This is a genomic window from Pseudomonas sp. NyZ480 (genome assembly GCF_029537255.1).
GTDB classification, from domain to species: domain Bacteria; phylum Pseudomonadota; class Gammaproteobacteria; order Pseudomonadales; family Pseudomonadaceae; genus Aquipseudomonas; species Aquipseudomonas taiwanensis.
This window is the reverse complement of record NZ_CP120626.1, coordinates 204,623-219,167: the sequence shown is the minus strand read 5'-3', so window position 1 is coordinate 219,167 and position 14,545 is coordinate 204,623. Positions and strand designations below refer to the sequence as shown.

12 protein-coding genes and 1 pseudogene are annotated in these 14,545 nt (G+C 55.6%); 12 read left to right on the top strand and 1 reads right to left on the bottom strand.

All coding sequences use genetic code 11. The features are described from left to right. Positions 1-137: 137 nt before the first annotated feature. The 4 genes and pseudogenes from P3R38_RS00945 to P3R38_RS00930 form a co-directional block, all read left to right on the top strand. Positions 138-500, top strand: a pseudogene (locus P3R38_RS00945) (magnesium chelatase domain-containing protein); the annotation flags it as partial. An 824-nt stretch (positions 501-1,324) separates the two neighbouring features. Continuing rightward, positions 1,325-2,440: an alcohol dehydrogenase catalytic domain-containing protein gene (locus tag P3R38_RS00940; RefSeq protein WP_176511390.1), complete on the top strand. Its 1,116-nt coding sequence runs from the start codon at positions 1,325-1,327 to the stop codon at positions 2,438-2,440. Positions 2,441-2,485: 45 nt separating this feature from the next. Beyond that, complete coding sequence (locus P3R38_RS00935) at positions 2,486-3,025, top strand: cupin domain-containing protein (protein ID WP_176511389.1); 540 nt, start codon at positions 2,486-2,488, stop codon at positions 3,023-3,025. 21 nt (positions 3,026-3,046) lie between these two features. Continuing rightward, positions 3,047-3,964, top strand: a complete 918-nt coding sequence (locus tag P3R38_RS00930; RefSeq protein WP_236193415.1) for a transporter — start codon at positions 3,047-3,049, stop codon at positions 3,962-3,964. On the opposite strand, the gene P3R38_RS00925 is transcribed toward P3R38_RS00930, so the two are convergent. Then, positions 3,959-4,624, bottom strand: a complete 666-nt coding sequence (locus P3R38_RS00925) for a GntR family transcriptional regulator (protein WP_277686742.1) — start codon at positions 4,622-4,624, stop codon at positions 3,959-3,961. The genes P3R38_RS00930 and P3R38_RS00925 overlap by 6 nt on opposite strands. A 322-nt stretch (positions 4,625-4,946) precedes the next feature. Here P3R38_RS00925 and mhpB point away from each other — a divergent pair, with 322 nt between their 5' ends. The 8 genes from mhpB (at position 4,947) to P3R38_RS00885 (ending at position 14,506) form a co-directional block, all read left to right on the top strand. After that, positions 4,947-5,891, top strand: coding sequence for a 3-carboxyethylcatechol 2,3-dioxygenase (gene mhpB, locus P3R38_RS00920; RefSeq protein WP_277686741.1), 945 nt, complete (start codon positions 4,947-4,949; stop codon positions 5,889-5,891). 23 nt (positions 5,892-5,914) lie between these two features. Beyond that, positions 5,915-6,772 (top strand): alpha/beta fold hydrolase, encoded by an 858-nt coding sequence (locus tag P3R38_RS00915; protein WP_277686740.1) that lies wholly within the window; start codon positions 5,915-5,917, stop codon positions 6,770-6,772. An 11-nt stretch (positions 6,773-6,783) separates the two neighbouring features. Further along, a complete protein-coding gene (gene mhpD, locus P3R38_RS00910; protein ID WP_176511386.1) occupies positions 6,784-7,578 on the top strand; it encodes a 2-keto-4-pentenoate hydratase in 795 nt (264 codons plus the stop codon). Between the two features lie 12 nt (positions 7,579-7,590). Next, complete coding sequence (locus tag P3R38_RS00905; protein ID WP_176511385.1) at positions 7,591-8,529, top strand: acetaldehyde dehydrogenase (acetylating); 939 nt, start codon at positions 7,591-7,593, stop codon at positions 8,527-8,529. 11 nt (positions 8,530-8,540) lie between these two features. Next, positions 8,541-9,551 carry a 4-hydroxy-2-oxovalerate aldolase gene (gene mhpE, locus P3R38_RS00900; RefSeq protein ID WP_277686739.1) on the top strand — a complete coding sequence of 337 codons (1,011 nt, stop codon included), beginning with the start codon at positions 8,541-8,543 and terminating at the stop codon, positions 9,549-9,551. 267 nt (positions 9,552-9,818) lie between these two features. Then, entirely contained in the window at positions 9,819-11,036 is a 1,218-nt protein-coding gene (mhpT, locus tag P3R38_RS00895) for a 3-(3-hydroxy-phenyl)propionate transporter MhpT (protein ID WP_176511383.1), read from the top strand. Positions 11,037-11,077: 41 nt separating this feature from the next. Next, entirely contained in the window at positions 11,078-12,346 is a 1,269-nt protein-coding gene (locus P3R38_RS00890; protein ID WP_277686738.1) for an OprD family porin, read from the top strand. A 411-nt stretch (positions 12,347-12,757) separates the two neighbouring features. Further along, the gene (locus P3R38_RS00885; RefSeq protein WP_277686737.1) at positions 12,758-14,506 is read left to right on the top strand and encodes an FAD-dependent monooxygenase; all 1,749 of its coding nucleotides are present in this window, start codon (positions 12,758-12,760) and stop codon (positions 14,504-14,506) included. The last annotated feature ends 39 nt before the right edge of the window (positions 14,507-14,545 follow it).

The following is a 14,545-nucleotide window of genomic DNA, read 5'->3' as shown; positions in this document are numbered from 1 at the left end:
GCAACCTGTCGTGGCCCGGCAGGTGCTCGGCCACCCTGCAAAACCTCGACGCACTCTTCTGCCGCCTCTCCTGCGTCGGCTCACTATGCTTGGCAGATGCCGCAGGATGCGGCGCCTTAAACGACAACGGAGCGTCCATGTCCCTAGCCCTCGTCCACAGTCGCGCCCAGGTGGGCGTGCAGGCACCTGCCGTCAGTGTCGAAACGCATCTGGCCAACGGCCTGCCCAATCTCACTCTGGTCGGCTTACCCGAAACCACGGTCAAGGAGAGCAAGGATCGAGTACGCAGCGCCATCGTCAATTCCGGCCTGGACTATCCCGCCAGGCGTATCACCCAGAACCTTGCCCCAGCCGATCTGCCCAAGGATGGCGGCCGTTATGACCTGGCCATCGCCTTGGGGATACTCGCCGCCAACGGCCAGGTACCGGTGCACGCCTTGAACGACATCGAGTGCCTGGGTGAGCTGGCGTTGTCCGGCAAATTACGGCCTGTGCAGGGTTTAGGCGGACCGAAAGCCATGCATTCATGCTGGGTCTTAAGCAATGGAGACTTACTACGTGAATCACGTTCTTCGCTATGCAGTCACGCTCTGCCAAGCTACAGCTGCAAATAGCATTGTCCGACGATGCCAGAACAGTCGGGGTCTTAGCCGCTCATGCTAGATTCGCGAGTTTTGAACCTCATAGCCGCTGAACCAGCCCAAGATTTCTAATAAGGCAATGCTGCCTGGGGAGCCTCTACGAGGCCCCTTCAGAGCATCGGTGTAAACCTGTTTTTTTCACTGTAAACCACTGTGGTTTACAGTGAAAAAAACTAGTTTACAACGCCCTATTTGCGGGGGTTTTCGGCGATTTCACTCCTGCCAGGGCACTCAATCCACCCCACTTTCTCCTCCCAAAAAGCTTACTGGCGTTGAGCAGAATCTCTATTGATGTTTGCGCCCTGTCTTGTCCAATCCCGGCTCAGCGCCTAGCTAAATATTACCCAGGCAGCTGACTCCTTGATCAGCAGACCTCGTAAAGCCACCGACTAGGGGTTTCTCCCGTCTGTCGAAACGCCTCTTGCATGCTAGCATTCCAGTAATGCATGATGACTTTATAACTACAAACAAGCGGTGCCCATCATGGTCAGCATTGCGTGCAAAGACTCCTTTCCCTTCTCGTCACACTGGCATGTGACGCGATCCCCTGAAGCCTGCCAGCAAGGCAGATCTTCTCCGACTCGTTTTCCCAAGCAGATCAATCCCTTCGCTTTCTCGAGCTAGAGGGGTCTCTCTGTTTAGCGCCCACGGCCTCTGGCCCAATGAAAATAAGGAAAATAGAAATGAGCATGATGAAAGCTGCCCGTCTGCATGAGGTTGGTCCGACCTTCCAACTCGACTCGATCGAGGTCCCTAGACCCCGTGCGCATGACGTGGTGGTAGAGGTGAAGGCTTGCAACTTGGTACCTAACCTTCGCAATGTCATCGAGAGCTACTCCACCTGGTTCCCCTACCTCCCGCTTCCGAAGCTACCGGCGGTTTACGGCTTGGATGCTGCTGGTATCGTTAAAGAAGTGGGCGAAGGCGTGCACGGCATTAAAGTCGGAGACCGCGTGTACGTGAACCCCGGACGTAGCTGCGGCTCCTGTCATGCCTGTCTGCGCGGTCAGCACATCAACTGCACTGCATTCACTTTCCAGGGCTACTTCGGGTTTGGCCCTGGCTCCCAAGAAATCTTCGAAGACTACCCCTACGGCGGACTGTGCCAATACATGACCGCGCCGGCGTCGGGCTTGGTCAAGCTCCCTGAAGCAATCTCCTTCGAGCAAGGATGCCGGTTTGGCTATCTCGGCACCGCATATTCGGCCCTTCGAAAAGCAGGTGTGTGTTCTGGTCAGTCTGTGTTGATCAGTGGCGCCACCGGAACGCTAGGACTCGGGGCAGTCCTGCTTGCCCTGGCCATGGGTGCTACAAAAATCTTCGCGATGGCCCGAAACCGCCAATTGCTGGAGCGCGTACGTGCTCTCGCCCCAGATCGCATTTTCACGATTTCCGTCGGCGATGAGCCATTGGGTGATTGGGTTCGGAAGCATACCGATGAGCTCGGTGCTGACGTCTTCATCGATGCGGTTGGCCCGGGTGCTCCTCATGAGCTTACCGTTGAGGCAATTGGTGCGCTTCGCCGCGGCGGCCGCATGGTAGATATCGGCGGGATGTCTGAGGACCTGCCGGTACCGATGTTCAAACTCATGTGCTTCCAAATCAGCGTCATCGGCTCCCTCTGGTTCACTGTGGCAGAAGGTCAGGACATGGCCGAAATGGCTGCCGCCGGCACCTTGGATCTGTCGGTATTCGACCAGGAGGTCTTCGCCATCGAACAGGTCAACGAGGCGATGGACGCAATAGCAGATCGCAAAGGCGGTTTCACCAACGTTGTTATCAATCCCAGCCTGACCTGAAGTGCAGCGCCGCTCGATCGGGCGGCGCTCAATCGGAGACCGAACATGAAAGTGAGACGAGTGGTTGCGGGTACGCAGAACGGTAAAGCTGTATTCCTTGCCGACGGTGTGGCGCCTCAGACGTATGAGTACAAAAAGATTCCAGGATTCGCTACCTCTTTGATCTGGGAAACGGTGGCATCTCCGACCCTTCCTGAAGAATTTCACGACCCGGTTCAAGCCACCTCTTCTCTGCTGCCACAGCCTGGAGAAACTAAGTGCCTGGCGGTGAGCTTCCCGCCTGACTCAATCTTCCAGTCCTCGGATTTCAATCCCGAGGAAGCTCATGCTGAGCAGCAACGCCGCCTGCTTGGGCTTTATGAATGCTTCGACCCAGCGCGACCAGGTATGCACGCCTCCCCGACGATCGACTACGGCATTGTGGTCAAAGGTCCACTCGTTCTTGAACTGGATGACGGCCAGATCAGGGAGCTCGCGAGCGGAGACATCGTTGTGCAGCAAGGCAACATTCATGCTTGGCGGAACCCTGGGACCGAACCTGCACTGGTTACATTCGTTCTGATTGGTGCCCACTCTCAGCGGTAAAAATTACATAGGATAATAACAATGAAAAGTTATGTAACACGCGCTGGCGCTGTCAGCGCGCTCGGCTGCTCTTTGCTCGTTTCTTCGCTATGTTACGGCACTGAAAATGGGGATACCGTTTGGCCGCTGGGCGTACAGACCGTTCTTCCAGCAATATTGCCTCTCCCAGGTGAAACCTCTTTGTACAGTTATACCGCCTACTACAAGGCGGATAGCTTCAAAGACAACAGTGGCAAATCTTCTGTCCCTGGATTCAGCCTCGAAAACTTTGTTCAGGCTATTCGTGTGGTACATACATGGGATGTGAAGTTTGATAGCGGCGTTACACTCAGCAGCGGAATCATCGGATCAGCAAACAAAATTAAGGTTGGGGCGTTCGGAAATAGCGATACAGACTCAGGCTTCAGGCAGCTGTACCTAACCCCTCTCTATGTCGGCTACTCGCCTTCAGAAAATTTGCACTTACTGACTGGATTCAGTGCCTTCGTCCCGTTGGGAAATTATGACGGTAATAAGTTAGCTAATAGCCCGACAGGCAATGCGAGCTATACCCAAGAATTCGACCTAACCTGGTTCCCCCATCCTAACTGGGAGGTCTCGATTGCACCCACCTTCACCATCAATGCGAAGAATGACGATACCGACTATCGCTCGGGCAACGTGTTCAACGTCGACTACCTGCTCGGCTACAGGCTGCAGTCGAATCCCAAGATTCAGCTGGGCTTGGTGGGGTATTACACAAAACAGGTCACCGATGATCGCTACGACCATGGTGACCTCGATGATGGGAATCGGCTGAGCAAATTAGCCGTTGGCCCCCAGATTTTCTATGCGTTTGATCAGAAGTCAGGGGTCGTGCTCAAGTGGATGCGTGAGACCGCGGTCAAAAACGGCCCTAAAGGCGACTCAGTATGGCTTGAGTTCGCTTTCCCACTATGAGGCTAGCTTCGCTTCCTCAGGCATTTTAGATACGACATCCTTGGCCACACTGTGAATATGGCTCGCAGCCGCATTGGCTGCGGCCTTTTTGTTTCTGGTTTTTAGCGCTGCAAGAATCTCATCGTGCTCATCAGTAGCAGCATCCAAATGCACTTGGAAGCCACAGGTCTGCACGATAAAAAAGTCGGACAGCTCAAAATTTGCTACTTGGCGTGCCGAGAGTATTGGCGATTTTGCCATTGCGTGCAGCAGGCGATGGAATTCGACGTTCAATGTCCGATAGCTGTCGGCGGCATCGCTGTGAGCTGGATTGATACTTCTAATTTTGTCGTTGATTTCAGACATACGCAGCACATCATCAGGGGCCCCACGTTCAGCAGCAAGCCCTGCGATTAACGCTTCGTTGTTCGCAAACATTTGGTAGAAGTCATCAACTTCCAAACGTGTAGGATGCACAACCTCACATCCAACCTGGGCTGTGATCACAACAAAGCCCCTTTCCTGCAGGCTGTTCAGCGCGGTCATGATCGGCTGACGACTGACTCCAGTCTCTTCGCCAATTTCTTTTACCAGAATCTTTTCACCGAACGCGTATCTACGATTCAGTAGGCGTTCCAAAATGTGCTGGTAGATAGCGGTCTTCTTGTTTGCCACTTGCATCGTTGTGGTTTTCCTAGGACTGAATGCGCGGTTCAACATTTCGCTAACTGGCTTGCATACTAGCATTTCGGATAGTAAACCAGATTTTTGCATCCATCGCTTAGTCATCCGTCGCGCCCCATCCGAAGGCGAGGAAACGCTCGACGATGAGCGGGCATCGCCAAGCTTGCATGCTAGCATTCTAGCGTGCATGATGATTAGGCAGACAAAAACAAATCTACCTGCATGGCGTTGCTTCTCTGCCTAGGCATTGAGGAAAGCGCTCATGCCGTCCCAGTGCGAGGCGGCCTGCACTGGGGCACGACGTGAAGGTTTCGTATCGATGAACGCTTACCTGCATTGCCTATCGCACACGCCCCTCATTGGGCATTTCGATCCGCCCAAGAACGTGCTCGATGAAGTGGATGAGGTGGTCCGCGCTGCCCGTGCACGCATCGCCGAGTTCGATCCTGAGCTTGTGGTGCTTTTCGCTCCAGACCATTACAACGGCTTCTTCTACGATGTCATGCCCCCTTTCTGTCTGGGCATGGCCGCTGAAGCCATCGGCGATTTCGGCTCGCTCGCCGGCACCCTTTCTGTCCCCAAATCCATCGCTGAAGCTTGCGCTGAATCTCTGCTTAGCAATGGCATCGACATGCCTGTTTCGTATCGCATGCAGGTCGACCACGGCTTCGCTCAACCGCTCGAATTCCTTCTTGGCGGTTTGAACAAATATCCGGTCTTGCCGATCTTCGTGAACTGTGTGGCCCCACCTCTGCCTACCTTCGAGCGAGTCAGGTTGATGGGTGATGCGGTTGGTCGATTCACCCGCACTCTGAACAAGCGAGTGCTGTTCCTAGGATCGGGAGGCCTTTCGCACCAACCGCCAGTTCCAGAGTTAGCCAAAGTTGATGCCCGGATGGCTGATCGGCTCATGGGCAGTGGACGCAATCTGCCAGAAGATGAGCGCACCGCCCGCACTCAACGAGTGGTCATCGCAGCTGAGCGGTTTGTCGAAGACCAGAACACCCTGCACCCGCTGAATCCCGAGTGGGATCAGTACTTCCTCGACGTTGTTGAGCAGGACCTTTTGAGCGACCTGGATCACCTCCCCAACGCACATCTTTCCGAATTGGCCGGTAAATCCACGCATGAGGTCAAGGCCTGGGTCGCAGCCTTCTCAGCGCTCGCTGCCCACGGCGCATACACCGCGACAGATCGCTATTACCGAGAGATCCCAGAGTGGATCGCAGGCTTCGGCTCAATCAGTGCGCACTCTCAGCGCTAACACACCTTCACGGAGATTCAATCGTGACTGCAATTACTGAAAAAGGCACCAGCAAATTCGTTCGCATCCAAGACGACGAGCTGGATCTGAATATTCATTACAACGACTGCGGTGAAGGCAAAGAAACGGTTGTCATGCTGCACGGTTCTGGCCCTGGTGCGAGCGGCTGGGCCAACTTCAATCGCAACATCGAGCCGCTTGTAGAGGCTGGCTTCCGGGTCATCCTCATGGACTGCCCTGGCTGGAGTAAAAGTGATTCGATCGTCAGCACCGGCTCTCGCTCCGATCTCAATGCCCGCGTTCTGAAAGGATTGGTCGATAAGCTTGACCTAGACAAGGTGCACTTGCTCGGCAATTCCATGGGTGGCCATACAGCCGTAGCTTTCACGCTGACCTGGCCTGAGCGCGTAGGCAAACTCGTGCTTATGGGCGGTGGCACCGGTGGGGTCAGCCCATTCGTATCAATGCCGACTGAAGGCATCAAATTGCTCAACGGTCTGTACCGCGAGCCAACGATCGAAAACCTCAAGAAGATGATGAACATCTTCGTCTACGACACCAGCGACCTCACCGAGGAACTGTTCCAAGCGCGCCTGGACAACATGTTGGCTCGAAAAGACCACCTCGAAAACTTCACCGCGAGCCTCGCTGCGAACCTCAAGCAGTTCCCTGACTTCAGCCATCGCCTCGGCGAGATTCAGGCCGAGACCCTCGTAGTTTGGGGTCGCAATGACCGCTTTGTGCCGATGGACACCGGTCTGCGCCTGGTTGCCGGCATTCCCAACTCACAACTGCATGTCTTCAACAAATGCGGCCACTGGGCCCAATGGGAACACGCGGACACGTTCAACCGCATGGTTCTCGACTTCCTCACCCACTGATCGAGGTCACGATGAACATCACACAAGAGACCCTTGAGCGCTTGGCGGCAGATCTGCGCAGAGCTGAAGGAAAGGGCGAGCCAGTTGGACCACTGCGTGACGTCATCGGCGCCACAAACGTGGAAAGTGCCTATGCGATTCAACGCTTGAACCAAGCCTACGCCATCGCCAATGGACAACGCCTGGTTGGCCGCAAGATCGGTTTGACCAATCCCAAAGTCCAGGCCCAGTTGGGCGTAGACCAGCCGGACTTCGGATGCCTGTTCGCTGACATGGCTTACGGCGACAACGAAGTGGTTCCGTTCGAACGTGTTCTGCAGCCCAAAATCGAGGCAGAAATTGCACTGGTTCTGGAACGCGACCTCCCTAGCGCTTCCACAACCTTCGCAGATGTCATCGCTGCTACCGGCTGGGTACTCCCGGCGCTTGAAATTGTCGGCAGCCGCATTGAGGGCTGGAACATCAAGTTCGCCGACACCGTAGCAGACAACGCATCAAGCGGATGCTTTGTGCTCGGTGGTCCTGCACAGCGCATCGACGGGCTTGACCTGCGGGGTGCAACGATGCGCCTCTCGAAAAACGGTGAACTTGTCAGCTCCGGAAGTGGCGCTGAATGCCTGGGTAACCCGCTGAACGCGGCCGTTTGGCTCGCCCGCAAAATGGCTGAGTTTGGTGAGCCACTGAAAGCAGGTGACATCATCCTCACCGGTGCATTAGGGCCGATGGTTGGCGTAAGCCCAGGTGATCATTTTGAAGCCGAGATCGATGGCCTTGGCCGAGTCGGCGTGTCGTTCAGTGTCGAGTGATGGAGATCTAAAATGACAACAAAACGCAAAGTCGCCATCGTCGGCTCCGGAAACATCGGCACCGACTTAATGATCAAGATTCTGCGCAATTCCAAGCACCTGGAAATGGCCGTGATGGTTGGTATCGACCCTGCATCTGATGGCCTGGCCCGCGCAGGCCGAATGGGCGTGGCTATCACTCACGAAGGGGTCGCCGGCCTGATCAAAATGCCAGAGTTTGCTGACATCGATTTCGTCTTTGATGCAACCAGCGCCGGTGCTCACGTCAAAAACGACGCCATGCTGCGTGAGTGCAAACCGGGCATCCGTGTGATCGACCTTACTCCGGCAGCTATCGGCCCATACTGTGTGCCGGTGGTGAACCTCGAAGAACACGTCAACGCGCAGAACCTGAACATGGTCACGTGCGGCGGGCAAGCAACTATTCCGATGGTCGCTGCAGTATCGCGTGTTGCCAAAGTGCATTACGCAGAGATCGTCGCATCAATTGCCTCCAAATCGGCAGGCCCTGGCACCCGTGCGAACATCGACGAGTTCACTGAAACCACCTCGAAAGCCATCGAAGTAATTGGCGGCGCAGCCAAAGGTAAAGCCATCATCATCATGAACCCGGCTGAGCCTCCTCTGATGATGCGGGACACGGTCTACGTGCTGTCTGAAGCAGCGGACCAGCATCAGGTTGAGGCCTCCATTGAAGAAATGGTTGCCGCAGTGAACGCATATGTCCCTGGCTACCGCCTCAAGCAGAAAGTGCAGTTTGAAGTCATCCCTGAATCTGCCCCACTGAACATTCCCGGCCAGGGCAAGTTCAGTGGACTGAAGACCTCCGTGTTCCTTGAGGTCGAGGGTGCTGCCCATTACTTGCCGGCGTATGCAGGCAATCTCGACATCATGACTTCCGCTGCGCTGGCTACCGCCGAGCGCATGGCGCAGTCGATGAGCCAGGCCTGAGGAGCGCAGATATGAACGTTAAAAAGCTCTATATCTCCGACGTGACCCTGCGTGATGGTATGCACGCAATTCGTCACCAGTACTCACTGGATCAGGTCCAAGCGATCGCTCGTGCCCTGGATGCCGCCAAGGTCGATTCGATCGAGGTCGCCCATGGGGACGGTCTCCAGGGCTCCAGTTTCAACTACGGTTTTGGTGCGCATACCGATATCGAGTGGATCGAAGCTGCCGCTGACGCGGTGAAGCACGCCAAGATTGCAACGTTGCTGCTCCCCGGCATTGGTACTCTGCACGACCTCAAAGCGGCCTATAGCGCGGGCGCTCGTGTCGTCCGTGTCGCCACCCACTGCACCGAGGCAGACGTCTCCAAGCAGCACATCGAATACGCCCGTGCACTCGGCATGGACACGGTTGGCTTCCTGATGATGAGCCACATGCAGACCCCCGAAGGGCTCGCGCAGCAGGCAAAACTGATGGAAAGCTACGGTGCCACCTGCATTTACGTCGTCGACTCCGGCGGCGCAATGAATATGGATGACATTCGTGCGCGCTTCCGCGCAGTGAAAGCGGTGCTCGATCCGGCCACTCACACCGGTATCCACGCGCACCACAACCTGAGCCTAGGCGTCGCCAACTCGATCGTCGCCGTCGAGGAAGGCTGTGACCGCATCGACGCGAGTCTTTCAGGGATGGGCGCCGGTGCTGGTAATGCACCACTGGAAGTTTTCATTGCAGCCGCAGATAAGCTGGGCTGGAACCACGGCACTGACCTGTACGCCCTGATGGATGCAGCAGATGACCTGGTTCGCCCACTCCAGGACCGCCCGGTACGTGTTGACCGAGAGACTCTCGCGCTCGGTTACGCCGGTGTGTATTCGAGCTTCCTTCGCCATGCAGAAGTTGCAGCTGCTCGCTACGGCATCAAAGCAGTAGACATCTTGGTCGAGCTGGGCAAACGCCGCATGGTTGGCGGCCAGGAAGACATGATCGTCGACGTCGCATTGGATCTGCTGAAGCGCTGAGGTTCGCAGACAGCTCCACGCAAGCTGTCTGCAGCAATCCCCTCCCGTAAGGGAGGGGATCTATGACACAACAATAAGAGAGATCACCAACATGAATGCCTCGCAGAATCCCTACTCACAGCACCTCCGAACACGCAGTGATCAGCCCAACTACTCACTCTTTCTTGAGTGATTGCTGTGCTGATGTAGCTCTGCATCACTGGCGTTACTAAAACCAAAATCACGTGTTTTCTGAAGACCGCCCAAAGGTCTTTGGAGGGGGTCGCTATGACTGAAAAAACTGATAAGACCAAACTTTTCATCACAATCGCGCTTTGTTTCCTTGTTGCATTGATGGAAGGCTTGGATCTTCAAGCCCCAGGAATCGCTGCTCACGGCATGTCTGCCGACTACAGCTTGGATAAGCTGGAAATGGGATGGGTCTTCAGTGTCGGCGTCCTTGGTATGCTCCCAGGCGCTTTCGTTGGCGGCCGCCTTGCTGATCGCTATGGCCGGAAGAAAGTACTCATCGTCTCTGTTGCCCTATTCGGCATCTTCTCCCTCGTCACTACTGTTGCCTGGAGCTTCAGCGCGTTGCTGTTCGCTCGACTCCTGACAGGCGTGGGACTGGGCGCATCGCTGCCCAACCTGATCGCACTTGCCTCTGAAGCCGCTGGTGAGCGCATGCGAGGCACGGCAGTAAGCTTGATGTATTGCGGTGTACCGCTGGGGGCCGCGTTGGCAGCCGCCATTGGTCTGCTGGATTTCGGGGCGGGTTGGAAGCTCGTCTTCTACGTCGGCGGCGTGGTCCCTTTGGTCATCGTTCCCTTGCTGGTTCTCTTCCTGCCCGACGTGTACAAGCAAGCAATTGCAGCCACCGCAACGATCGAAGTTCCCTCCACTAAAGCCATCTTGGTTGAAGGCGGCGCGCTGAAGAAAACTCTGCTCCTGTGGGTCAGCTTCTTCTTCACACTGATGGTCACCTACATCCTGATCAACTGGCTGCCAAGCATCTTGATTGGACAGGGATTCAAACCAAGCGAAGCAAGCGTCGTCGTGTTGGCCATGCAACTCGGCGCGGCCGTGGGTACGTTGATGCTTGGTGTTGCTATGGATCGCCTTCCTATCTGGGCCATGTCGGCGCTGGTTTATGGGGGTATTCTGATTTCCTTGGCCTGCCTCACCGTGGCGGCCTCACTCCCTACCATGATCGGTGCAGGATTCTTGGCCGGCATCTTCACAACGGGTGGCCAGTGCGTGCTTTACGCCCTTGCTCCTCAGTTCTATCCCGCCAATGGTCGGGCTACCGGGACCGGTGCAGCACTCGCAGTCGGTCGTGTTGGTGCCATGACCGGCCCACTCGTCGTAGGAAAAATGATGGTCCTGGGAGCCGGTGCGGGTGGTGTGATGTTGGCGTCGGCGCCGGGCATCGTTCTGGCGGCTATCTCGCTGCTTTATCTCTCTTCGCTAAAAAGACGCCCTGAGCTGAGTGCCTCAGTGGTTTGACCAGCCTTGCGTTATTACAAAAACAAGAAAGAAGAGACGACATGAGCAAATCAACAAAAATTGCATTCGCAGGACTGCTGGCTGCACATGCTGCTTCACTCCAAGCGGCCGGCTTCGTGGAAGATTCGAAAGCCAAGGTAACACTGCGCAACTACTACTTCGATCGCAACTACATCAACCAAACACCGCAAGCTGCAGCGCGAGAGTGGGCCCAGGGTTTCATCGTCAACTTCACTTCGGGCTTCACCGAGGGTGTAGTCGGCTTTGGACTGGATGCTCAAGCCATGATGGGGTTGCGCCTTGACTCCTCGCCAGATCGTGTCGGCACCGGTCTATTGCCGTTCTCTACCTCCACCAGGGAGCCAGCCAAGGACTACTCCGAGCTAGGGCTGACAGCGAAGGTCAAGGTTTCCAAAACTGAGCTTCAATACGGAACCGTGAGCACGTTCTTGCCAATCGCGTTCGCAAGTCCAACACGGCTGCTGCCACAAACGTTCCGCGGCACCTACCTGCGCTCGCAAGACATCACAGATCTATCTCTGCATGCGGGGTGGCTCGACCGAATCAACCTGCGGGATTCTACTGACTACCAAAAAATGCGAGTTTCAGCGCCAAACGGACGCTTCAACGGCGCAGTCGAGTCTGATGCGTTTTATTTCCTTGGCGGCGATTACGCCTGGTCGAAGAACCTCACGCTCAAGTATTACTACGCTGAGCTTGAGGACATCTACGACAAGAACTACCTCGGTTTCGTCGACAACCGTGAGCTGGGCCCAGGTCGGCTCACCTCAGACTTCCGTTTCTATGATTCCAAAGACAACGGATCTGCAAAGGCTGGGAAGATTGACAACCGCAACACCGCCTTGATGTTGACCTACCAGCTCGGCGTCCATCGTCTCGGCGCTGGCTACATGCAGCTGACCGGCGATACCGCAATGCCCTATCTCTTTGGTACCGAACCGCTGGTGATCACGGAAGGCACATTGAGCTCGGAGTTCCTAAACCCCAAGGAGAGAAGCTGGCAGGTCAAATACGACTATGACTTTGTCGGCGTTGGTGTTCCTGGCCTGAAGGGGATGTTGCGTTACGTCAGCGGGGACAACATTGACCTTCCGAACCTCGGCGGCAACAAACTCAAAGAATCGGAAAAAGACATCGAGATCTCCTATGTGATTCAAAGCGGCACGTTCAAGGACGTTGCATTCCGGGTCAGACATGCTTGGTACCGAAATGATTTTGGCCCTGGCGCTACACACCGGGATGACAATGAACTTCGTGTGAACATTGATTACACCTTTGCCCTTTGGTGAAGCCGACGTAGCTCCACTCACTACGCGCTGCACCTTTAGCCACGAACTCACCTCGTGGCTTTTTTTGGCGTGACGAAAGGCATTTCCAGATGATTGCGACCGCTATTCTTGCATGCTAGCATGCAAGTACAAATTGAGTGATCTCCCTGCCGGCTAGTTCCGCTGAACCAGACACTCTGATGGCCTGAAAAAAAATACAAGATCAGGAGGTACCATGAATCTCTTCCCCCTCATTCGCATCGCTCGCCCGAGCAGCGGGTTCAAGTAGAGCCCGCCGATTCCCCAATTTTTTAACGTCTCGAATGTCAGGTCGGTGCTGCTTCGTGCTGGCTGGCTTCGGGATTTGTCGGATGTGTTCCGGGCTTGCGTGCAAGTTCAGAGCATCACTATGTAATGCCTGGAGAATAAGAAATGACTACCTCCACTAGCTTCGATACCGACGTACTGGTGATCGGCACTGGCCCAGCTGGTGCAACTACTGCCTTGGCGCTCGCCACCTACGGTGTGCGGGTCAAAATGGTCACCATGTTCAATTGGCTGGCGAACTCGCCGCGAGCCCATATCACGAACCAGCGCGCCATGGAGGTCGTGCGTGATCTTGGGTTGGAAGAGGAAGTCATCAGAGCAGCCACACCTTGGGAGCAGATGGGTGATACGCTTTTCACCACCAGCCTAGCCGGTGAAGAAATCGCACGTATGCGCACCTGGGGTACTGGCGACAAACGCAAGGGCGACTATGTCCAAGGCAGCCCATGCACCATGCTGGATCTCATCCAGCCCGAGATGGAATCAATCCTTCTCAAGCATGCCGCGATCCGCGGTGCTCAACTCAGCTTCAACACCGAGTATCTGAGCCATGTGCAAGATGCCGAAGGTGTGACTGCTCGCATGAAAGACGTTTTGACCGGTGTCGAATACGAAGTCCGAGCGAAGTACCTGGTGGGCGCCGATGGAGCTAACTCCAAAGTAGCTAAAGACATTGATCTACCGATTGTGGGCGAGATGGCCAGGGCCGGAACCGCATACGTAATCTTCAACGCAGACCTGAGCAAGTACGTCGAACACCGGCCGAGCATCCTGCAGTGGATCGCAACTCCAGAAGCTGGTTTTGGCGAAATCGGGATGGGCTTGCTGCGCGCCATTCGCCCATGGGACCAGTGGATTGCCGGCTGGGGCTTCGACATGGCCAAAGGCGCCCCCGATCTGTCACCAGAAGCAGTTTTGGAGAAAATCCGACTCTTGGTCGGCGATCCTAAATTGGAAGTCCAGGTTGAGCGTATGTCGACCTGGTATGTAAACCAGGCGCATGCCACCGAATACTCCCGTGGTCGCGTGTTCTGTGCCGGCGACGCTGTCCACCGTCACCCGCCATCCAGCGGTCTGGGCTCCAATACATGCATGCAGGACGGTTTCAACCTCGCCTGGAAACTGGCTTACGTCCTCAAAGGATTCGCCAATCCGAATCTACTGGAAAGCTACACCGCAGAGCGCGCTCCGGTGGGCAAGCAGATCGTGGCTCGTGCCAACCAGTCTCGTAAGGACTATGCCCTGCTGAAAGAGTGCTTCAACTTCGGCAATGGCGTGGACACCATCGCCAAACTGCTTGATCGCATGCGCGACCCGAGCCCGACGGGTGTAGAAGTTCGCATGAACCTGCAGAAAGCGCTGGAAATCAAGAGTCGCGAGTTTAACGCTCAAGGCGTCGAGCTGAACCAGCGTTACGTGTCTTCTGCCGTTAAGCCGGACCCAAGAGACGGTGTGGAACTCTGGGCCCGGGACAAAGAACTTTACCTACAGGCCACCACTCGCCCAGGTGCCAAGCTTCCTCACGCCTGGCTGGTTAACGAGAACGGGCACCGAATTTCTACACTCGATGTCGTGGGTAAAGGGCAAATGACCCTTATCACAGGCCTTGCCGGTCAGGCTTGGGTGGCTGCTGCAGAAGGCTTGAATCAGCCATTCCTGAAAACCGTTGTCACAGGCGCAAAAGGTACTGCGGACCTTTACTGCGATTGGCAATCGATTCGTGAAATTCACGAGGCAGGTGCGCTTCTGGTTCGACCTGATGGCTATGTTGCCTGGCGGCACAGCAATGCTGTTTGGTCTACCGACGAGGCCACCGCAGAACTGCAGCAGGCGCTCCAAAGCGTCCTCGGTTAAGCATTTCCTCAAAGGCCCGGATCTAGACCGGGCCTTCTT

Bases quoted from the DNA above. Each gene is read 5' to 3' on its own strand.
- P3R38_RS00940 (WP_176511390.1), top strand. From the start codon at position 1,325: ATGAGCATGATGAAAGCTGCCCGTCTGCATGAGGTTGGTCCGACCTTC.
- P3R38_RS00935 (WP_176511389.1), top strand. From the start codon at position 2,486: ATGAAAGTGAGACGAGTGGTTGCGGGTACGCAGAACGGTAAAGCTGTA.
- P3R38_RS00930 (WP_236193415.1), top strand. From the start codon at position 3,047: ATGAAAAGTTATGTAACACGCGCTGGCGCTGTCAGCGCGCTCGGCTGC.
- P3R38_RS00925 (WP_277686742.1), bottom strand. From the start codon at position 4,624: ATGCAAGTGGCAAACAAGAAGACCGCTATCTACCAGCACATTTTGGAA.
- mhpB (WP_277686741.1), top strand. From the start codon at position 4,947: ATGAACGCTTACCTGCATTGCCTATCGCACACGCCCCTCATTGGGCAT.
- mhpD (WP_176511386.1), top strand. From the start codon at position 6,784: ATGAACATCACACAAGAGACCCTTGAGCGCTTGGCGGCAGATCTGCGC.
- P3R38_RS00905 (WP_176511385.1), top strand. From the start codon at position 7,591: ATGACAACAAAACGCAAAGTCGCCATCGTCGGCTCCGGAAACATCGGC.
- mhpE (WP_277686739.1), top strand. From the start codon at position 8,541: ATGAACGTTAAAAAGCTCTATATCTCCGACGTGACCCTGCGTGATGGT.
- mhpT (WP_176511383.1), top strand. From the start codon at position 9,819: ATGACTGAAAAAACTGATAAGACCAAACTTTTCATCACAATCGCGCTT.
- P3R38_RS00890 (WP_277686738.1), top strand. From the start codon at position 11,078: ATGAGCAAATCAACAAAAATTGCATTCGCAGGACTGCTGGCTGCACAT.
- P3R38_RS00885 (WP_277686737.1), top strand. From the start codon at position 12,758: ATGACTACCTCCACTAGCTTCGATACCGACGTACTGGTGATCGGCACT.